The 20,567-nt window shown below is 62.9% G+C and carries 18 protein-coding genes; 13 read left to right on the top strand and 5 right to left on the bottom strand.

All coding sequences use genetic code 11. From position 1 onward, the window contains the following. Window positions 1–350 precede the first annotated feature (350 nt). From ABEA12_RS04050 to ABEA12_RS04040, 3 genes are read left to right on the top strand one after another with little or no spacing between them, the layout of a single operon-like run. Window positions 351–2,213, top strand: a complete 1,863-nt coding sequence (locus tag ABEA12_RS04050) for a transketolase (protein ID WP_210100434.1) — start codon at window positions 351–353, stop codon at window positions 2,211–2,213. Between the two features lie 53 nt (window positions 2,214–2,266). Continuing rightward, complete coding sequence (tal, locus tag ABEA12_RS04045; RefSeq protein ID WP_210100435.1) at window positions 2,267–3,355, top strand: transaldolase; 1,089 nt, start codon at window positions 2,267–2,269, stop codon at window positions 3,353–3,355. Between the two features lie 60 nt (window positions 3,356–3,415). Beyond that, window positions 3,416–3,838, top strand: a complete 423-nt coding sequence (locus tag ABEA12_RS04040) for a PRC-barrel domain-containing protein (RefSeq protein ID WP_210100436.1) — start codon at window positions 3,416–3,418, stop codon at window positions 3,836–3,838. Window positions 3,839–4,149: 311 nt separating this feature from the next. Here ABEA12_RS04040 and ABEA12_RS04035 read toward each other — a convergent pair whose 3' ends face one another. Then, window positions 4,150–5,790 carry an ABC1 kinase family protein gene (locus ABEA12_RS04035; protein WP_210100437.1) on the bottom strand — a complete coding sequence of 547 codons (1,641 nt, stop codon included), beginning with the start codon at window positions 5,788–5,790 and terminating at the stop codon, window positions 4,150–4,152. Window positions 5,791–6,286: 496 nt separating this feature from the next. Here ABEA12_RS04035 and ABEA12_RS04030 point away from each other — a divergent pair, with 496 nt between their 5' ends. Together ABEA12_RS04030 and ABEA12_RS04025 are read left to right on the top strand one after the other, a co-directional pair. Then, on the top strand, window positions 6,287–7,090 hold the full coding sequence (locus tag ABEA12_RS04030) for a hypothetical protein (RefSeq protein WP_210100438.1): 804 nt from the start codon (window positions 6,287–6,289) through the stop codon (window positions 7,088–7,090). Further along, window positions 7,087–7,425, top strand: a complete 339-nt coding sequence (locus ABEA12_RS04025) for a transcriptional regulator (protein ID WP_210100439.1) — start codon at window positions 7,087–7,089, stop codon at window positions 7,423–7,425. Before ABEA12_RS04030 ends, ABEA12_RS04025 begins: the two co-directional genes overlap by 4 nt. Window positions 7,426–7,593: 168 nt before the next feature. Here ABEA12_RS04025 and ABEA12_RS04020 read toward each other — a convergent pair whose 3' ends face one another. The 3 genes from ABEA12_RS04020 to acnA all read right to left on the bottom strand — a co-directional run bounded on the left by ABEA12_RS04020 (window position 7,594) and on the right by acnA (window position 11,824). Continuing rightward, window positions 7,594–8,484, bottom strand: a complete 891-nt coding sequence (locus tag ABEA12_RS04020) for an NAD-dependent epimerase/dehydratase family protein (RefSeq protein ID WP_210100440.1) — start codon at window positions 8,482–8,484, stop codon at window positions 7,594–7,596. A gap of 101 nt (window positions 8,485–8,585) precedes the next feature. Next, window positions 8,586–8,843 (bottom strand): DUF6458 family protein, encoded by a 258-nt coding sequence (locus tag ABEA12_RS04015; RefSeq protein ID WP_210100441.1) that lies wholly within the window; start codon window positions 8,841–8,843, stop codon window positions 8,586–8,588. Between the two features lie 188 nt (window positions 8,844–9,031). Then, complete coding sequence (gene acnA, locus ABEA12_RS04010; RefSeq protein WP_210100442.1) at window positions 9,032–11,824, bottom strand: aconitate hydratase; 2,793 nt, start codon at window positions 11,822–11,824, stop codon at window positions 9,032–9,034. Window positions 11,825–12,208: 384 nt separating this feature from the next. Here acnA and ABEA12_RS04005 point away from each other — a divergent pair, with 384 nt between their 5' ends. The 8 genes from ABEA12_RS04005 (at window position 12,209) to ABEA12_RS03970 (ending at window position 19,572) form a co-directional block, all read left to right on the top strand. Continuing rightward, on the top strand, window positions 12,209–12,583 hold the full coding sequence (locus tag ABEA12_RS04005) for a cupin domain-containing protein (protein ID WP_210100443.1): 375 nt from the start codon (window positions 12,209–12,211) through the stop codon (window positions 12,581–12,583). Window positions 12,584–12,988: 405 nt separating this feature from the next. After that, window positions 12,989–13,690 carry a DedA family protein gene (locus ABEA12_RS04000; protein WP_210100444.1) on the top strand — a complete coding sequence of 234 codons (702 nt, stop codon included), beginning with the start codon at window positions 12,989–12,991 and terminating at the stop codon, window positions 13,688–13,690. A gap of 247 nt (window positions 13,691–13,937) precedes the next feature. After that, window positions 13,938–14,324, top strand: a complete 387-nt coding sequence (locus ABEA12_RS03995; protein WP_210102517.1) for a GntR family transcriptional regulator — start codon at window positions 13,938–13,940, stop codon at window positions 14,322–14,324. Next, the gene (locus ABEA12_RS03990; RefSeq protein WP_210100445.1) at window positions 14,321–15,244 is read left to right on the top strand and encodes an ABC transporter ATP-binding protein; all 924 of its coding nucleotides are present in this window, start codon (window positions 14,321–14,323) and stop codon (window positions 15,242–15,244) included. Before ABEA12_RS03995 ends, ABEA12_RS03990 begins: the two co-directional genes overlap by 4 nt. After that, window positions 15,241–15,936 (top strand): hypothetical protein, encoded by a 696-nt coding sequence (locus ABEA12_RS03985; protein ID WP_210100446.1) that lies wholly within the window; start codon window positions 15,241–15,243, stop codon window positions 15,934–15,936. Before ABEA12_RS03990 ends, ABEA12_RS03985 begins: the two co-directional genes overlap by 4 nt. A gap of 421 nt (window positions 15,937–16,357) precedes the next feature. Beyond that, window positions 16,358–17,587 carry a toxic anion resistance protein gene (locus ABEA12_RS03980; protein WP_210100447.1) on the top strand — a complete coding sequence of 410 codons (1,230 nt, stop codon included), beginning with the start codon at window positions 16,358–16,360 and terminating at the stop codon, window positions 17,585–17,587. Beyond that, the gene (locus tag ABEA12_RS03975) at window positions 17,584–18,381 is read left to right on the top strand and encodes a hypothetical protein (protein WP_210100448.1); all 798 of its coding nucleotides are present in this window, start codon (window positions 17,584–17,586) and stop codon (window positions 18,379–18,381) included. Before ABEA12_RS03980 ends, ABEA12_RS03975 begins: the two co-directional genes overlap by 4 nt. A 192-nt stretch (window positions 18,382–18,573) precedes the next feature. After that, entirely contained in the window at window positions 18,574–19,572 is a 999-nt protein-coding gene (locus ABEA12_RS03970) for a 3'-5' exonuclease (RefSeq protein ID WP_210100449.1), read from the top strand. 68 nt (window positions 19,573–19,640) lie between these two features. Here ABEA12_RS03970 and ABEA12_RS03965 read toward each other — a convergent pair whose 3' ends face one another. Further along, on the bottom strand, window positions 19,641–20,522 hold the full coding sequence (locus tag ABEA12_RS03965) for an ADP-ribosylglycohydrolase family protein (protein WP_210100450.1): 882 nt from the start codon (window positions 20,520–20,522) through the stop codon (window positions 19,641–19,643). Window positions 20,523–20,567 lie beyond the last annotated feature (45 nt).

Raw genomic sequence — 20,567 nt, 5'->3', positions numbered from 1 at the left:
GGCTCTCGCGAAGAGTTGGCCGCGGGGGCCGGTCGAACACATTAAATCTAGGCTTCAATCCTTTCAGGAGTCAACGGCTACCACGAAGCTTTTCATTGATTTGCCCAACAGCTCCAAGGGACCAACACCTACCCTAGAATGCGGTGGTCCTCGGGCGTAGATTGAATAGCAGGTACCGCAACCAGGACGCTGGCGCCCGTGCCTCCTTGGTGGCTTGAAAGCCAGCACAAGGGGGCTAGGTGCCGCTGATACGATCCGTGAGCAGTGCCCCCGTGCCAGGAAGAGCCGGCTGTTCCCGGCACGCGATACGTTGCATCGGTTGCCGGCCGCGCACGGTAAGGAACGCAACGATGGATCAAGACCAGCTCGAGCTCAGCAGCAACCTGGCCAGGCAATTGCGGGTGGATTCCATCCGTTGCAGCACCAGCGCAGGTTCCGGGCATCCCACCTCGTCCTTGTCGGCGGCGGACCTGATGGCCGTGCTGCTGGTGGGACACCTGCGCTATGACTGGGACCGGCCCGATTTACCGGGAAACGACCACCTGATTTTCTCCAAGGGCCATGCCTCCCCGTTGCTGTATTCGATGTACCGGGCCGTCGGGGTGGTCAATGCAGATGAGCTCATCAATACCTACCGTCGGCTGGGCGCGCGCCTAGCCGGGCACCCCACCCCGGCGCTGCCATGGGTCGATGTGGCAACCGGCTCCCTGGGACAGGGCCTGCCCGACGCCGTCGGCATCGCCTTGGCCGGGAAGTACCTCGATGAACTGGACTACCATTCGTGGGTGCTGTGCGGGGACAGCGAGACGGCCGAAGGATCGATCTGGAAGGCACTGGACAAAGCCAGCTACTACAAGCTCGGGAACCTGACCGCGATCGTGGACATCAACCGTCTGGGCCAGCGAGGCCCCACCGAACTTCAATGGGACCTGGAGCGCTATGCCGCCCGGGTCCAGGCCTTTGGCGCCCGCGCCATCGTCATCGACGGCCACGATCTGGAAGCCATCGATGCCGCATTGGGCCAGGGACGCGAAGGCACTGACCAGCCGACGGTGATCTTGGCCAGGACCATCAAGGCCAAGGGGGTCCCGGAGCTTGAAGACAAGAACGGCTGGCACGGCAAGGCGCTGCCCCCTGACATGGCAGAACGGGCGATCAAGGTCTTGGGCGGAGCCACGGATTTGCGGATCTCTTCCCCTTCGCCCGCCGATGGCCAGGTGGAACCGGCCATCAGGCCGGACCCGGGCGCCAAAATCGATCTTCCCGTTTTCGAACTTGGTGAAAAGGTTGCCACCCGGGTGGCCTTCGGGGCAGCCATCGCCGCGCTGGCGGCCCGCCCGGAGATCGTCGTGGTGGACGGGGAAGTCGGGAACTCCACGCACGCCGAGGACTTCGGGGCGGTATGCCCCGAGCGGTACTTTCAGATGTTCATCGCCGAGCAGCAGCTGGTCGCATCGGCCGTCGGCCTGGCGGTGCGCGGTTACATCCCGTTCGCTTCCACCTTCGCCGTCTTTTTCTCACGCGCCTTCGACTTCATCCGCATGGCAGGGATCTCGCGTGCCAATATCCGTTTGGTCGGTTCCCACGCAGGGGTTGAGATCGGGGAAGACGGACCATCCCAGATGGCGTTGGAGGACCTTGCCTCCCTGCGCGCCGTGTTCGGGTCCGTTGTCCTTTACCCGGGCGATGCCACCTGCACGGCAGCTCTTACCGCGACGATGGCAGATACCCGGGGAATCGTTTACCTGCGCACCACCAGGGGCGCCTACCCGGTGATCTACCCGGCCGGGGAAGCCTTCCCGATCGGCGGTTCCAAGGTGCACCATGCCGCCCCCGGGGACCAAGTGGCACTGATCGGGGCAGGAGTGACGCTTCACGAATGCCTGGCAGCGGCCAAGGAGCTTGGCGGACTGGGCATCCAGGCCCGGGTCATCGACGCCTACTCCATCAAGCCGATTGACCGTGATGCCCTGGTGGAGGCGTGCATGGCCACCGGCAGCCGCCTGGTCGTGGTGGAGGACCACTACCCCGAAGGGGGACTGGGCAGTGCCGTGCTTGAAGCATTGGCGGACGCCTCCGTGCCAGCACTGAATATCGCACACCTCGCGGTGCAGTCACTGCCCACCTCGGGCAAGCCGGCCGAACTCCTGGACGCAGCAGGGATCTCTTCCCGGCATATCGTGGCAGCCGCACGGAAACTTGCCGGGCAATGAAAGAGCATAAAGTTCCGGTGAACAATCAAACCCCCGAGAAACAAGGACGCACGATGAAACCCACACAGCAGCTGCATGAGTCGGGCCAAAGCCTCTGGCTGGACAACATCACCCGAAGCCTCCTGGATTCGGGCACACTTGAGCACTATGTCAAAGAGGACTCGATCACCGGGCTGACCTCCAATCCGACAATCTTCGAGAAGGCCATCGGGACCGGTTCGGACTACGACCAGGACATCGCGGCAGCCAAGGGCGCCGGGACCCCGGATGAGGAAGTCTTCTTCGAGTTGGCCATCGCCGACCTGCGCCGTGCTGCGGATATTTTTGCCCCCATACACGCACAAACCGACGGGGTGGACGGCTGGGTTTCCCTGGAGGTATCCCCGCTGCTGGCACATGACACCGGTGCCACGATAAAACAAGCCAAGGCTCTGCATGCCAAGGCCGGACGGTCGAACATCTTCATCAAGATCCCCGGGACCCCGGAGGGACTGCCGGCCATCGAGGAGTGCATCTTCGCCGGGGTACCCATCAACGTGACCCTGCTTTTCTCGGCCGGGCAATACCAGAACGCCGCTGAGGCATATCTAAGGGGCATCGAGCGGCGGGTGGCCGCCGGCCGGAATCCCGTGGTCCACTCGGTGGCCTCGGTCTTCGTCAGCCGGTGGGATAAGGCGGTCGCCGGGCGGGTTCCGGGCCATCTCGAGGACCGGTTGGGCATCGCGGTCTCGACGCAGGTCTACCAGGGGTACCGTAGGTTGTTTGATTCCCCGCGCTGGGGCCGGTTGGCCAATGAAGGTGCCAGGGCGCAACGCCTGCTCTGGGCCAGCACCTCCACCAAGAACCCGAATGCTCCGGACACCTTGTACATCGAGGCGCTTAGCGCACCATTTACCATTAACACCATGCCCGAGGCCACGCTGCTGGCGTTTGGCGAGCACGGCGTGGTGGGGGACCTGCAGGAGTCCAGCCCCCGGGGCGCCAAGCAGACACTGGCATCTTTCGCTGAGTTCGGCATCGAGCACGAGGCATTGGCCAAAGAGCTCCTACGCGAGGGAACCGAGTCTTTTGAGGCCTCGTGGAAGAACCTTCTGGGCAGCATTGCCGCCAAGGGCAACAATCTGGCCGGCAGCGGTCACTAGAAACCGATGCGGCGGGGATTCGCGCGCGGCATCGGACACCATTTTCGGGAAGGACGAACCATGGGAAAGCATGACCAGAACGACCAGCTGGTGAAACTTAGCGACATCAAGGAAACGATCAAGCTCGGTGACCTGGATATCCGCGGGTACGTGGTGAAGGACAAGGAAGGCGAGGTGATCGGAAAGGTCGAGGACCTGCTGATCGACCAGAGCGAGAACACGGTCCGCTTCCTGCTGGTGGAATCCGGCGGGTTCCTGGGAATGGGTGTGAGCAAGTCCTTCATTCCCGTCGATGCGATCGCACGCATCGCCAAGGAGGAGGTCCACATCGACCAGACCCGTGAACGCGTGGCCGGTGCACCGCCGTATGACCCCGAGCTGGTGGGCACCCGCTCCTACCACCAAGACGCTTTCGACTACTACGGCTATACGCCCTACTGGATGGGGGGATATTCGGTTCCCGGCATCCCCTTCCAATTCTAGGGTCCGGATGCCGGAGGCCCAGGACCAAGCTTGGGGCATCGCAACGGGCCTGGAACGGGGAAACCGGTCGCATCGATTAGGACATGCCCGGCGGGTCCATCGGTGATCTGGGCTCGCCGATCCATAACCTGTGCGGCCCGGCCGGGTTGGTCGCCATAATGCGCGACCTGCTCAACGGCGCAGGTGTCGATGACATCCGCACGGATGAATTCATCGGATACCGAAAGCAGTCTGCAAGGTGGAAAGCATGCTCGATTGGGTTCCGCGGTGCTGGGCAGCAGGCGTTGTCTCCAGGCCCGGAGCGACAAGCATCACCGCCGTCCGCCTCGCGGTCGCCCGGTCCAGGCCAAGTAGGTGGACAGTGCTCCCACGGCGCCAACGGCGCCTGCCACCAGGGGCTTCCCCCAGGTTTTTAGCCGCTTGCTGTCCGCCGTCGCCACATCCCCGATGCCTCGGATGAAGGCGGCAGCGACCATCCCGGCGACCAGCCGGTTGCCTATCTGCTCTGCACGGAGAACCAGCGGTTCCAATTCGGATGTTTGCAAATGAACTTCGACGCCGTCATCCATGCTCCCAAGCAATCGTTCCAGCTTTTCGGGCAGATCCATGCCCAGCTCGGCTACCGTCATGCCCAGCCGGGAGAATCCCTGGGCGAGCTTGCGCGGTTCGAAACGCTCCATGGCCATGGCCGTGGCATAGGGCTTGAGCACCTTGCCCAGGCTGAAATCCGGATTCAGGCGGGTGCCCATTCCCTCGGTCATGAGCAGCATCTTGGCAAGCAGTGCCATCTCACGTGGCAGTTGAAGATGATGGTTGCGCAAGATGGCTAGCAGTTGCACGACCAGCGGACCGATTTCCAGTTCGCCTAGTGTCTTGCCTTGGTATGCCTCGATGAACCGGGCGGTGTCATGGCGCAACGCACTGCGGCTGGTGGTCGGCGGTGCGGTGGAAAGTTCCAGAAGCGCGTTGCTGATCCGGTCGGGGCTGTTCGCCGTGAATGCCTGGAGCAGTTTGGCCAACCGTTCACGCAGCGGTGGGCTCACTTCGCCAACCATTCCAAAGTCGATCAGCCCGATGGTGCCCGCCTTTTCGACAAACAAGTTTCCTGGGTGCGGGTCGGCGTGGAAGAAGCAGTCCTCAAAGATCATTTTGGCTGCGGCCCGGGTCGCGCGGTCAGCAACTTCATGCGTGTCGATTCCGGCCTCTGCCAGTCCCTGGGCATCGTCGACCTTAATGCCGCGGATCCGTTCTATGGTGAGCACCCTGGTGCTTGTTGTCGTCCAAAAGATCCTGGGAAAGTGGATGCCCTCGAAATCAGCGAAGTTTGTGGCGAAACGCTCCGCGTTGCGCCCTTCCTGCAGGTAGTCGAGTTCTGCGCGCAGTGTTGCGGCGAAGTCGGCTGCGATTTCACCGAAGTTGAAGTCGGCGGCTGCCGTCCAGTTGTGGCTGGCGTAGGTGGCAAGGTTTTGCAGGATCTCCAGGTCCTCGTTGACACGTGCGACAATGCCGGGGCGGCGAACCTTGACGACGACGTCGGTGCCGTCGAAAAGCGTCGCAGCATGGGCCTGTCCGATCGATGCACTGGCCAAGGGCTTGTTGTCGAAGGAAGCAAACAGTTCTTCCGGCGTGGCGCCCAGCTCCTGCTCGATGGTCGAACGGATGGCTTCGGCGCTTACGGCAGGTGCGCCGTCTTGAAGCTTGGAAAGCTCGGTGAGATATCCCGGGGGCAACAGGTCCGGGCGGGTGGAGAGCATCTGTCCGAGCTTGATGAACACTGGGCCGAGCTCTTCGAGTGCGAGCCGGATGCGGTGGGGGTTGGAAATCGGGGGTCTTGAGCCCATGGCTTGGGCCACGCGCCACCTGCCCACCCCGGTGGCCGCAGCGAGCGACCCCATTCCGTGGCGGCTGAGGATCTCCGCGACCTGTGCCAGGCGTTCAAGGTGGGTGTTCATGCCCGTGGTTCCGAATCCTCGGTGCCACCAAGGAATTGCGCGCCAACTGCAGATGCTCTCATACCCCTCAGTATGGGCAGTTGAGCAACAAGTTGCCAGTTGCGATCTCCGTGTTCACCTCAATGTTCAAATCTGCTGGCAGGGGAGCTTGCCCCACCGGGTGAGTGGAAACGCACCCTGCGGGGGTCTTGTCGCCGCAAGGCATTTGATGCGCGGGATCAAACACATCGACAACGGCGGGTAGGTGGCTAGCAGCGGTTGGGCCGCACTCGGTTGGAGGGCGCCGGCAGGTCCCCGGCACCGGGGAGCAAGCCGCATCGGCTCCTGTCGGTGCAATGGCCGCCCATGTCCCTGCGCCGCGAAATATTCAACTTTCCGAACGGAAAGTAAATGCTAACCTGAAATCACGCGCAGTTCACGGAAGGGCCGCGAGCCAGAAGAAGATCCGCATATCGACAGGCTCGATGCAGCACGTTTGTTGCGGGACGCCGAATCCGTGAGCCCTCAGGCCCACGCCGGTATCGATTCCCGCGTACAGCCGCTGATCAAGCGATGGTCCCCGGATGTCTTGTTTGCCTACGCCGCAACATTCCTTTTGCTGTTCACCGACCAGGGCAACGGCCTGGCCGCGAACCCCGCCTCCGCGGCATCGTATGCGAACCTCTTGCTGATTCCACTGCTGGCAGGTCTCATGCTTGTCCAGGGATTGCGCAACAGGCTCCCCATTGCGGAGGTCAAACCGCTCCAGGGACGCAAGCTGCTGTTCTTGTTCCTGGGGATCTTGGTGTTCATGGCAGTGCCTGCGGCAAGTTTTTTCGGGGTCGGTTTTCCGTGGTGGGTGTGCATCATCGTCGCCGCAGTCCTTGCGGTGATTGCCGGGCTGGCCACCAATGCCTGGCCGAAGGGAGTCCCCGGCACCATTGTCGAGCATGCTGAGCCGGTTCCACGGCCGCCGTTGGGAACCAGTGCCCGATGGGCCACCGCGGGCCTTGGCCTGTATTTCGGGTTCACCGGTGCCATCCTGGTGTTTGAATGGTTTCCGCTTGCGGCCTTCGTTCTGAGCATCATCTTGCTGGCGTTGATTGGCTTTGCCCATGCCCGCTGGGACCTGACAAGCATGGGATCCCAATGGATGAAACGGCATTGGACCGCATGCGCTGCATCGGCCGGACTGATGTTTTCCCTAGCCCTCATCGTGGTCAAGGCCGCTATGGACGCACCGCTTGTCGGGATTGCCGGTGGCTTGGTCATCGCCGTGCCCCTTATTGCCGCTGCGCTGATGCCCGGACGGCGGCAATGAGCGAACGAAAGCCTTCGCGCGGCCATCCGCGGCACCTGCTCGATGACGCACTGAAGACCCCCGTGCGGTTCTCCGCCATGGCAGCATTGCGCAACGAGCTCGAGATTGATTTCGCCACCCTCGCAGAACTCGTCGAGGCGGGGGACTCCGCGCTGAGCAAGGCGGTAGCCCTACTCAAGGAGGCGGGCTACATCAGCGTTCGCAAGGGATACGTCGCGAACAGGCCACGTACCTGGATCAGGGCCACGCCTGCCGGCATGAAGGCCTTGGCCACTCACAGTGCGGCGCTGCAAGCCATCGCGACCGGTGTGGATCCGGGGGAACCCACGCACTAGCGGATACCGCGCGCAGCCTGTCCCCGGCCCGCATCAAACCGAGCGGAGGTATCGATCCTCGAGGGAGTAGTGCGTGAAACGGGAGAAGCTCCGGTCCTCATCTCGTGGTCGGTTGGCGACGGAGGCAAGCAGCCAGTCGATTTGCGCGGTGATGGTTTGCCCGTAGGTTCACACTGGCCGGTACCCCAGTGCGACCGAAGCGCTCGTATCCAGGAGGATCGGCGGGGTGGAGTTCCACGGGTGGTCCCCGAGGTCGGGATCCGCGATGCCATCGAGCAGCACCTCGCGCCAGTGATGGCCCATGTGGGTTGCGATGGTGCGAGTGATCTGTAGTCCCGTGGGAGCATCCGGGTCGGCACTGTTCAGGATGCGCGCAGCGGGATGGGCGGCCACGGTTTCCACCAGGGCGGCGGTGTTCACCGCTGCCGTGGTGTGGTCGCCGCCGCGGCCGGAATCGGCAAGAAACACCGCTGGCCGCCGATCCAGGATGCGCTTGAGGAACATCCATTCACGAGGATTGGACGCACCCGCGCCGTGGACCTTCGATGCCCTAATGATCGTCACCGGTGCGCCGCTGTCTAGCAGCACATGCTCGGCGGCGGCTTTGTTGGTGCCGTAGCCTTCGAGGGTGGTGAAGTCCCCATGCCCCGGGTCCAGCGTCGCGGCGGTCTCCGGGATGGGTGCGTGGAAATGCGGGACGGCATCGGAGTTCACGTGGTTTCCGGCGGCGTCCACATAGACGGCCTTGCTGGAGAACATCACCGTGGAATCCACGTCTGCCAGGTGGGGGAGCAGTGTGCTTGCGTGTGCCCCGGTGTAGCAGGCGGCATCGACGAGCAGCTCGGCGCCGGCCCCGACAGCCCGGGCCAGCTGCTCGTTCTCGTGCCTGTCCGAGGCCAGGAAACGGGCGCCGTCCTCGAGGAGGTCGGTGGGCATCTTGGTGACATCGCTCCCCGTGACATGCACGGACCAAACGGCGGCCAGCAATCGGTGGGAGACGGCGCGGCCCAGGACCCCGGCGCCGCCAAGTATCAATGCTCGTTCATGTATCCCCTGCATCCTTTGCCAGCATTGGCGGAAATCAACCGTATCCGCCTCAGCATGCGACGAGCCCGGCAACGCGTACGTGCCCGTAGCCGGGACGATGGCGTGTGCAGTTCCTAGATCTCCGAGTCATCCACGGTGCGCGTGGTCCGGGTGACCCCGTCAACGTCGTCGCGTCCGCTGACGGTCCTTTGCGTCGAAACCGTCCGTCGGCTGCGGAAGGTGAAGACCAGTCCGAGCACGAAGACCAACGCTCCGGCGCCCATGAGCAAGTTCCCGACAAACGGCAGGTCGATCCAACTCACTTCCACGTTCAGGGCGAAGCGAAGAACCGCACCGATAACAAAGAGCAATATTCCGGCACCGATACTCATAACGTTTACACCTTCCGGGGTGGCTGTTGGTTCACGAACGTATTATCCGCATTTCCAGCCTACTGATTTTCCGCCGGGTTATCAGCCAATTGACGGTTCGATGTGGCGAAACACGGCGTCGGAGCAGGTGCGGGATCAAATCCCGCACCTGGCCCGAACCGAGCTCGTCTCTGGCCTGCTGCTATGGCCTAGGCGTCCAGGAGCTGGCGCAGGACGTACTGCAGGATACCGCCGTGACGGTAGTACGACTCCTCGGCGGGGGTGTCGGTGCGCACGCGCATGGTGATCTCGCGGGCATCACCGTCGGATTCCACCTTCACGGTGACCTCCTTGGGCAGCGACTGCGTGTCGGCCAGCCCGGTGATGGAGAAGACTTCCTCGCCGGTGAGCCCGAGCGACTCGGCAGTTTCTCCGTCGCGGAACTGCAGCGGCAACACCCCCATGCCGATCAGGTTGGAGCGGTGGATCCGCTCGAACGAGGTAGCCAACACGGCCTTGACCCCTAGCAGCAAGGTGCCCTTGGCGGCCCAGTCACGCGAGGAGCCCGAGCCGTAGTCCGAGCCCGCCAGCACCACCAGCGGCGTGTTCGCTTTCTGGTAGGCCAGTGACGCATCGAAGATGGTGGTTGTCTCGGTTCCCGGCAGGTGCCGGGTGAAACCGCCCTCGGTGCCCGGGACCAGCTTGTTGCGCAGGCGCACGTTGGCGAAGGTCCCGCGAATCATCACGTGGTGGTTGCCACGACGCGAACCGTAGGAGTTGAAGTCCGCCGGTGCCACACCTCGTTCCACCAGGTAGGCGCCCGCGGGGGAGTCCTTCTTGATGGCGCCGGCTGGGGAGATGTGGTCGGTGGTGACCGAATCCCCTAAGTAGGCCAGCACGCGTGCGCCGGTGATGTCACCGATAGGCTCGGGGCTCCGGCCCACGCCTTCGAAGTAGGGCGGGTGTTGCACGTAGGTGGACTCCTCGTCCCAGGCGAACTGGTCACCATCGGGAATGTTCATCCCGCGCCAGTTCTCATCCCCGTGGTAGACATCCGCGTATCCCTTGGTGAACATCGAGGCCTCGAGGTTTGCATCGACAACCGCTTTGACCTCCTCGGAGGTGGGCCAGATGTCGCGCAGGTAGACCTTGTTGCCCTCGGTGTCCTCGCCGAGCGCATCGTTGATCAAGTCGACGTGCATTGACCCGGCCAGCGCATAGGCGATGACCAGCGGCGGGGAAGCCAGGAAGTTCATTTTCACTTCCCCGTGGATACGTCCCTCAAAGTTGCGGTTGCCCGAGAGCACCGAGGCGACGGTGAGGTCCTGGGAGTTCACTGCCTCACTGACTTCCGGGATCAGAGGGCCCGAGTTGCCGATGCAGGTGGTGCAGCCGTAACCGACCAGGTTGAAGCCCAGCGTTTCCAGGTAGGGAGTCAGCCCGGAGCGGTTGTAGTAGTCGGTGACCACGCGCGAGCCCGGGGCCAGCGTCGTCTTCACCCACGGCTTGGAACGCAACCCCTTCTCGGCGGCCTTCTTGGCCAGCAGCCCGGCGCCGAGCATCACGGTGGGATTGGAGGTGTTGGTGCACGAGGTGATGGCCGCGATGACCACCGAGCCGTGGTCGAGGCTGTGCTTCGCTCCCCCCAACTCGATGTCGGTGGGCTTGGAAGGCCAGGTGACCGCGGCCTCCCCGGTGCTGAAGTCGTACGGGGGAAGATCACGCGGGATGCGGCTGCTAATGGCCACCGGATCGCTGGCGGGGAAGGATTCCTCGGAGGCCTCGTCGAGGCCGCCGGCAATGGCATCCTCGTGGGAGTCCCCGGCGAGCAGATGGCGTATCGCGCCCTGGGCGGCGGCCAACGGGATGCGGTCCTGCGGACGCTTGGGTCCGGCGATCGATGGCTGCACGGTGCCAAGGTCCAGTTCCACGACCTGGCTGAAGTCCGGGATGTGCTCGGGATCGTGCCAGAGTCCCTGTTCCTTGGCGTAGGCCTCGACCAGCTTGACCTGGTGGTCCGAGCGTCCGGTGAGGCGCAGGTAGTCAAGGGTCTCGTCGTCGATGGGGAACAGTGCGCCGGTGGAGCCGTACTCCGGGGACATGTTCCCCAGCGTGGCGCGGGTCGCCAGCGGCACGTTGGGAACCCCGGGGCCGAAGAAGTCGACGAATTTTCCCACCACGCGGATCTTGCGCAGCAGCTCGGCGACGGTGAGCACCAGGTCGGTGGCGGTGGTGCCCTCGGGCAGCTCACCGGAGAGCTTGAGACCTACGACCTGCGGGATCAGCAGGCTCATCGGCTGGCCGAGCATGGCGGCCTCTGCCTCAATGCCGCCGACGCCCCAGCCCATCACGCCTAGGCCGTTGACCATCGGGGTGTGCGAGTCGGTGCCGACCAGGGTGTCCGGGTAGGCCTGGGGTCCGTCGGGGCCTTCGCGGGTGAACACCACGCGGGAAAGGTATTCGAGGTTGACCTGGTGGCAGATCCCGGTGTCCGGCGGGACCACCAGGAAGTCGTCAAAGGAGTGCTGGGCCCAGCGCAGCAGCTGGTAACGCTCCTGGTTGCGCTTGAACTCATAGTCGGCATTGATGCTGAAGGCATCCGAGCGGGCGAAGACGTCGGCGATCACGGAGTGGTCGATGACCAGTTCGGCGGGGATCAGCGGGTTGACTTTCTTCGGGTCTCCGCCCAAGGCGGTCATTGCATCGCGCATGGCAACCAGGTCGACCACGCAGGGGACGCCGGTGAAGTCCTGCATCAGCACACGTGCCGGGGTGTACTGGATTTCGCTGGCCGTCTCGGCCGCCGGGTCCCAGGCCGCAAGGGCGTTGATTTGTTCGGGGGTGACCAGCCGGCCGTCCTCGTTGCGCAACAGGTTCTCGAGCAGGACCTTGAGGCTGTAGGGCAGGCGGGCTGAGCCTTCGACGGCATCGAGTCGGTGGATCTCGTAGCTTTTGCCGTCGACTTCTAGCTGGGAACGGGAATTGAAGGAGTTCGTGGTCATTGAAACGCGGTCCTCTCACATGGGGGTCCGGTCGGTTTGTTAGCGACCGGTGTCTGGGTGCCTAGAAAACTGCAGATACCAGGGGGTTGGCGCTATCCCCACCTCCGATCCGGCGATCCATGCGGCGCACACCAAGTGCCTTGCGGCGGGACGGGGCCACGGGCGCGATGTCCTTGCGTGTCAACTCCATTTCAACCTACCGCCAGAACGCGAAATTGAACATGGCTGGTAACCGTGATTGGCCGGTCCATCCGATGGCCCGGCCGCTGAAATGCCCGGCACCGGGACATAGCCGTGGTGCGGAGGAAATCCGATACTTGACCTGCGCATGAGTACGGGGCCATCCTTGGGCAAGAACTAAAACCCCGGGGAAGACGAGGAAACATGAAGAAGTTTTCACTCACCGCCATGGCCCGTTACCAGATGCAGCGGGCGGCACAGGTTTCCAGCGGGCGCAGCGCCACTACCGTTTTTGGCGGCCATGAGCATACCCTGCGGCAAACGGTGATCGGCCTGGCTGCGGGGACAGAACTCAAGGAGCACGTCAATCCCGGAGAAGCAACGATCCTGGTGCTCAGCGGTAGGATCCGGTTGACGTCGGGGGATGAGCACTGGGAGGGACGGACCGGGGACTTGCTGGTGTTGCCCTCGGGGAATTCGCAGATCACCGCGTTGGAGGAATCCGGGATACTGCTGAATGTGGCGAAGATCGATCGCCGCAATGCCCAGGCAAACCCGGAATCCGATCCAAAAGACTAGCGCAAGCGGTTCCGGCGCTTCGTGATCCCCTCCTTGACTCGACTACTTTCCCCCGCGACGTCGTGACATGGACACTCCTCGATGCTTGGAAAGCGGTGCCGATGGCACTGGGCTGTCCCGCTGCCCGGACCGGGGTGACATCGGGCAGTCAAGACATCGTCCTGGATCGGAATCCGTGCTCAGCGGTGGGTGAGCAGCAGCCGGAGCCTTGCCATGCCTGGGGACGGGTAACCAAGGCGAACCCCGTCGCGTGCCCGGGCAAGCGACCGGCCTGGCCTTGGCAAGATGGACGCGCGCGAGGGTCTTAGCAATGCTCTTGAAACGGCACCGAACCAGCTGAGTCTTTGGACACATTCACAGCAGCTACCCAGTGGATCCCCATCGCGTTAAGAGACACTTAAGTTGATGAATACTTTGCTTGCGCTACAGGCCGCGGCCGCCGATCCCTCCGGTGGAAGCCTGATTTCACGATTCGCCGACTGGGCGGTGCACCTGATGGAGCTCATCGGGGCACCGGGCGCTGCGCTGGCCATCGCCTTGGAGAACCTGTTTCCGCCGCTGCCTTCCGAGGTTATCCTGCCGCTTGCCGGGTTCACCGCCAGCCGCGGGTCCTTCTCGCTGGTTGAAGCGCTGCTGTGGACCACGATTGGTTCCCTTGTCGGCGCCTACGCGCTGTACTGGGTGGGCAGGGCGTTGGGCCGGACGCGTACACGCGCGATTTTCGGCTGGCTGCCCTTGGTGGACCTGGGCGACGTGGACAAGGTCGAGGGCTGGTTTGACCGAAATGGTTCCAAGGCCGTGTTCTTCGGGCGCATGATCCCGATCTTCAGGTCGCTGATCTCCATCCCCGCGGGCATCACCAAGATGAACCAGGCGCGGTTCCTGGCGCTTACGGCTGCCGGGTCCTTGATCTGGAACTCGATCTTCGTCTTGGCCGGCTACTACCTCGGTGAAAACTGGCACATCGTTGAGGCCTACGCGGACGTCTTCCAGAAGATCGTCATCGTAGCGGTCCTGGCGTTGATCGTTTTGTGGTTGGTGCTTAAGGTGCGAAAGTCCAAAGCCGGTGCCGCCTCGCGCGAACTGGAAAAGGACACCACCGACTGATCAGGGATACGTTCCGGACTCACTCTTCGCAGAACCCGGTCGTTGCACCTTCCCCATGGGGGAGCGGGCAGCTGCCGGGTTTTTTGCTGCCACACGGACTTTCCGCACCGCGGTGCCGGTAGTCCTCGTGCTCCTTATCCCTTGACACGAGCCGTCATCGGATTTAGGTTAGTTACACAAGTAATGAACCGATGAACCAACGTAGTGGTTCGACGGAGGGAATCTCGGAAGGCGGTTCGCAGTGAACATGATCGATGATTCCCGGCCGATCTTCCTGCAGATCGCCGAGCTGATCGAAAACGACATCGTATCCGGGGCAATCAGCGAGGAATCACAGGTCCCCTCGACCAACGAATTCGCCGCCTACTACCGCATCAACCCAGCCACCGCAGCCAAGGGCGTGAACCTCTTGGTGGAGAGCGGCATTCTTTACAAGAAGCGTGGAATTGGCATGTTTGTATCAACAGGGGCCCGGGCGGAACTGCTCGAGGCCCGCCGCCAGGACTTCCGGCTCCAGTACATCGTGCCGCTGGCCCGCGAAGCCAAAAAACTGGGCTTCAGCGCGGAACAACTCAACTCCATGGTCAACCAGGCCCTGGGCTCTGAGGCATTCGAAGGAAGTGACGTTCGATGAACAAGACCTCCACAGCCGCCATCCAGGTGCGTCACCTCGTCAAGTCCTACAAGGACATCAAAGCGTTGGACGACATTTCACTTACGCTCGAGCCCGGACGGATCTACGGCCTGCTTGGCAGAAACGGTGCGGGCAAGACCACCCTGATGTCGGTGCTCAGCGGGCAGGGATTTCCCACCAGCGGCGAGACCCGGATCTTCGGAAGCGATCCCTTCGAAGACGATGCAACGCTCTCGCGGATCTGTTTCATCAGGGAATCCCAGAAATACCCCGAGGACTTCACCGCCACCCAAGCCTTCAGGGCCGCATCGATGTTCTTTACCAACTGGTCCCAACAGCTGGCCGATGAGCTCAGCACGGCGTTCGCCTTGCCGCTCAAACGTAAGATCAAGAAACTCTCCCGTGGCCAGCTCTCGGCCGTGGGCGTGATCATCGGGATGGCATCGCGCGCCGAGATCACCTTCTTCGACGAGCCCTACCTCGGCCTCGACGCGGTGGCGCGGCAGATCTTCTACGACCGCCTGGTCGAGGATTTTGCCGAACATCGGCGCACCATCGTGCTCTCCTCCCACCTGATCGATGAGATCGCGAACCTTCTTGAACACGTGGTGCTGCTGGACGAGGGCAGTCTCATGCTCAACGAAGACGCGGAGTCGCTGCGCGGATCGGCCGTCGCCGTGACGGGAAACGTGGAGAAGGTCAACGCCTTCACCGCCGGCCACGAGGTGCTGCACGTCGATTCACTCGGATCGCTGGCCTCGGTAACCATCAAGGCCCGGCTGAGCCAATCCCAGCGGGCAGCGGCAGCCGAAGCCGGCCTCGAAATCTCCGCGGTTCCTCTGCAACAACTCATCGTGCGCATCACCCTGGCCGCGCAAGCCGGCCAAGAGACAGAGGAAAGCCTGGAGGTCCTGCGATGAACCGCATCGTGAACGTTGCCCGCATGCAACTGATCAACAAATGGACGTTCCTCGGGATACCGATGATCATCCTGGCAGGTTCCACGGCCCTGACCTTCTCTGTGTGGGCGTTGATTCCCAAGGACGTCACCGACGGTGTCTTGGTCTCCGGCTCGAGCCAGGCCGTCATGTGGTATTTCCTGGCCCTGGGAATCCAGTCGCTGGTCTACACCTTCCCGTTTTCACAGGCCATGAGCGTGTCGAGGAAGACCTTCTATCTCGGCACGCTGGGGCTCTTCGCCTCGATCGCGCTAGGGTATTCTGTACTCTTCTACGTGCTCGGGGTGATCGAAAAGGCCACCGACGGGTGGGGAATGAACGGACAGCTCTTTGCGTTGGGCTGGATCGCGCAGAACAACCCGGCGGTGCAGATCTTCTTCTACTTCGTGCTCATGGTGATGTTGTTCATGGTCGGTTTCTGGTGCGCAACGATCTACATGCGCTGGAAGGCCACGGGCCTGCTGGTGACGGGCATCGGTTTCGCGCTCCTGCTGGTTGCCGGGATCGGTGTGCTGACCCTGAACAGTTGGTGGATGGGGTTCTGGACCTGGGTCGGCGGTGCCACCGTGACGGGCTTGGGAGTTCTGCTCGGAGCACTGTGCTTGGTGCTGGCCGGCGGTTCCTATTTGACCATGCGTCGCGCGACCACCTAGGTGCGCGGCTGCACCAAACCACCTCACGCCCTGGTCCTGCCGCGGGAATATGGAGTCCACCTGGGCCCGTGCCCGGGAACGGCATTTCGTAGAACTGTTCTTGAGGAGCCCTCAGCACGTGGTGGTCTTCCTGGCAGTGATGTCCGTCCGGGGTCGTGAGACAAGAGCGTGCCAAGGCAGGCAAGGACCTGATCGTTGCCGCGAGTTAGGGTTATCCAGCGGCACACCATCGAGTTTTGCGCCAGCGGCAATCCTTGGGCGGAAGCGTACGCCTGAAGACGTTTGGCGGGCTGGATAATTCTCCGGCGGCTGCGCAGCTGGGCGGGGGGCAGGATGTGCAGATGCGGGCAGCGATAAGCGGCAATCCGCTAATAAACCTTAGTAGACTGGAAGTTAAGCCAGCTATGCCAAGGAGTGCCTGATGTCCAACCCGCTTGACCTCGAGTCGAATTCGTCCCCGCAGGTGGAAAACCCACTGGAGTTGCAGCCGCCGATGCCTGTGGCCGAAGTTGAGGTTCTTGCCCCCCAGAAGGTCGGCGGCATGGTTCTTGTCGATGCCGACGCGCAGAAGAAGCACGCCGAGAACGCCAAGAGCTTTCTTGATGACTTGGTTGCGACCCCGCTCCAAAGCCCTGAATTCCAGACCAAGCTAGCCCAGTTGACCCGGCTTGGCGAGGGAACGATGCAGCAGGCCAGTGCGGCATCCAACCGGATGCTGCAGAGGCCCGCAGCCGCTCTCGCGGCGACCGGAGCAGACCCGGCGTCGCGCACCGGAAACACTTTGGCTCAATTGCGCCAGATCGTCAGCGAACTCGATCCCAAGCGCCATGATTTAACCGGCAAGAAGCGCATTTTGAAGTTCCTGCCCGGAGGCAGCGCCATCCAGCGGTACTTCTTGAAGTACGAGTCGGCACAGGAGCAGCTAAACGCCATTACCAAAGCACTCAAGGGTGGCCAAGACGAGCTGAGACAAGACAACGCCGCCATCCAGACCGAACGCGATGCCCTCTGGGCGGCGATGGGACAGCTGGCGAACTACGCCGTGCTTGCGGGCCAGCTGGGAGACGGGCTGGAGCGCCGGATTGAGGAACTGCGGAATGCGGACCTGATGGACGACGCCACGACGTTGGAAGTGGAAGCGCTCTTCTACGTCCGCCAGCGCCACCAAGACTTGTTGACGCAGATGGCAGTCTCCATCCAGGGGTACCTGGCGCTTGACGTAGTCAAGAAGAACAACTCGGAGCTGATCAAGGGTGTTGATCGGGCGCTGGACACCACTCTGGCTGCGCTGCGGGTTGCGGTGATCGTTGCTCAAGCCCTCGCCCAGCAAAAGATCGTCTTGGCACAAATCGATGCCCTCAACTCGACCACATCGGACATGATTGTCGCTACCTCCGAACTTCTTCGATCCCAAGGCGCGGCCATCCACCAGCAGGCAGCCCAGGCCACGATCGACACCGCCAAGTTGCAGCAGGCATTCGACAACGTCTTCCAGGCCATGGACGAGATCGACAGGTTCAAGGTGGAAGCGGGCCAGTCGATGAAACAGACGGTTCAGGTCCTTGAGGGCCAAGTCACCCGCGCGCGTCATCAGCTTGAGCGCAGCCATGCCTCTGACGGCGCCACTTCGCACCCACGGAAGAACTCATGATGTCGCGACTCACGCTCGGGAACATCTTCAAGGTAGTACTGGTCTTCATGCTGTTTCCCTTCATCGCATTTTTGGTGCTGATCATCGGTATCGGTGCCAAGAACAAAAAAGTGCTGCTTGAAGGTGGGCTTTACGCGGCGCTCTTCCTGGGCGCTGTGGCAACTTCCGGCTTCGGTGTTACGGCCTTCCTGGGATTCGGGGTCATGATCGTCTCAGCCGTGCGCTCCTATATGCTTCGGGATCTCTGGATCCCCAGGAGAGTGCGAAAATCTTCGGGCGACCCCACGGAGCCGATGAACGCAGCAGCGCCATCGACTTCCTATCCCTCCCCGGCGGCAGCTGCCTCCGCCCGCTCGTTGGATAACCTTTCGGCCGCCCTGGCATGGGTCAGCGCGCAAGCCAAGCAGAACAAGCACCGCCTCCCCGGAGATACCTACGTCACCATCCTGGAAACCTGCCAGATGCTCGATTCGGTTCTCGACACGGAAAATCGGCAACCCTGTGGCGATGCACGGTTTGAGTATGAGCTCGAAGCCGTCGTGGGCGAGTACCTGCCAGCGGTTCTCCAAGGGTATCTGGCCATACCCCCGAGCATGGTCGAAAGGCGGCAACCAAACGGCAGGACACCCAACGAGGAACTCGATGAGCAGCTTAGGCTCCTCCTTGGACAGTCCGAGACGCTCCACTCCACCCGTCACCACCAAACGTCGGCGGATCTGACCAGCACCGGCAACTTCTTGCGAGAGCGGTTTGGCCACCACCAAAATGGTGGATTCGACTTTGGAATCAAGTAGCAGGCCGGACTCTTAGGCGACCAGTTCCTCGCGACTCTCCCGGGGCGTTTGTTCGTACGGGAGTGGTGTAGGTCCAGCGTTGTGGTTGTGACCCGGATTCGACCGCCGGGGAAGGCCGGGACACTGTCATTCGCGCCACATGCCGGCACCTCGGTGACCAAGGCGCGGGCGAACGGCGGTAGGATCTGGTGCGTGGCTCTGGACTTTACATCGATCGACTTTGAAACCGCCAACGGGTTCCGTGGCTCCGCCTGCAGTGTCGGGCTCAGCCGTGTGCGCAACGGAAACATCGTAGAGGAGGCGTCTTGGCTGATGCGCCCTCCGGAGGGTTTCGACCACTTCGACGCGCGCAACGTGATGATCCACCGGATCACCTCCGAAATGGTTTCAGAGGCCCCGCGATTCGGCGAACTGTTCACTCCGATGGCCAACTTCATCGGAACCGACACCCTCGTGGCGCATAACGCGGCCTTCGACTTGGGCGTGATCCGCTCGGCACTGGAGGTCTCCAACCTGGCAGGACCGGCCTATGACTACGCCTGCACCGTGAAGATGTCCCGGCGCACCTACGAACTATCTTCCTATTCGCTGCCGTTCGTGGCGCAGGAAGCCGGTTCCCCGATGGAGAACCACCACGACGCACTGGCCGATGCCCGTGCATGTGCGCAAATTATGATCGACATCGCGAACCGGCAGCAGGTGGATGCGGTCGCCACGGCCGCGCAAACGCTGAAAGTGAAGATGGGCTTCGCCCCGGCCTACGCCCCAGGCGACGAACTGTCCAAGGCAACCCGCGACGCCCAGGGATGGGCCGCCAGCGGGAACCTTGTTCCGGTCCAGCCCGCGTGGGCTGCCTGGCCGCAAGAAGGCGAGGACCGCACGGGAAACCCGGATGCCGATCCGGCACACCCGCTCTTCGGGGAGACGGTGGTGTTCACCGGAAACCTGCGCATCTCCCGCCAGGTGGCCAAGGACAGCGCAGCCGTGCTCGGAGCCAACACCGCCAGCCGGGTCACCCGCGCCACCACCGTGCTGGTGGTTGGTGACGGCTTCGTGCCCGAGGACCTGGCAACCGGCAGGCTCACCGGAAAGGCCAAGCGGGTGCTGCGCCTCCAAGAGGCTGGACAGCGCGTTGCCATCCTCTCCGAGGGAGAGTTTTTGCAGATGATCGACGGTTTCACCGGCACCTGAGGCGCCCTTGGCAAGGGATCGGGACCTGCGCTGCGCCACATTCCTTGGAGCAGCGCCCTTGGTGTTGGCTACTGACCGACGGTCAGTGCAACCCAGCGATCATGCATTGAATCCAGGACCGTATCAAGCACCGAGGCCGGACGATGGGCCACGGCATCAGTGCCCTGGACCGCTGCGAGCAGCATCGCGGCAAAGGCCGCGGTGTCGGTATCGGGTTCCTCGCCCAGTGCCTCGAAAACGGAATCGTAGGCGGCCTTGGGATCGGTGAGTGCGAGCCCTTCGGCAACGAACCCAACGGCCAGCTGCAGGGCGGCCCCGGCCTCGCCCCCAAGATCGGCAACCAGCGGCGCCCAGGTGGGGATCGAGTCGGTCCCCGATTCCAGCGCGGCACGGATGACCAAGGCAGCCTGCCCGGCGGCGCGGTGCGCGGCCGGTGAACCGTGCGTCAGCGCCGAGGCATCGACGGCTATCCTGCGCGTGGTGTCCTCATCGACCCTTGGCAGCAGTGCTACCAGGGCGGCGCGTGTGAGCACGCCGGCGGAATCGGCCTCGCGGAATGCGGGCCGGCCGACCGTGGCCATGTCCGGGTTGGCCAAGGCCAGCAGGTTCTGTGTGTCACCGGGTGCGAAGTTGCCCGAGCCGGCGAACGCCTCATCGATCCAGCGCGGCAACGGCCGTGGTGAATCCTCGGGGAAGGAGCCGGTCACCAGCTTGTACCAGCGCAGCCCGCCGAGCCACATGCACGCAGCCTCGTCGGAGGCCACGCCCTGCTGCGCCCATTCAAGGGCCTCGAGAAGGCCGTCGAGCAGGTAGAGGGCAAGGGTCTCGGACTCGCCGGGCTCCTGCCCGTCACGGGCATGGGTTGCCCCGTCGGCGGCGGCCAGCAGCACGCCAAAGACGCGGTCGGAAAAATTGGCGGGAAGCGCGTACTGATCAGTTGATTCACTCACCCAACCAGTCTAGGTCGTATCCACACCGGGTTTCCGTTCCTTTCG

The organism is Paeniglutamicibacter antarcticus (assembly GCF_039544305.1).
GTDB lineage: Bacteria > Actinomycetota > Actinomycetes > Actinomycetales > Micrococcaceae > Paeniglutamicibacter > Paeniglutamicibacter antarcticus_C.
Note: the sequence above shows the minus strand (reverse complement) of the source record. Positions and strands in the feature narration are given on the sequence as shown.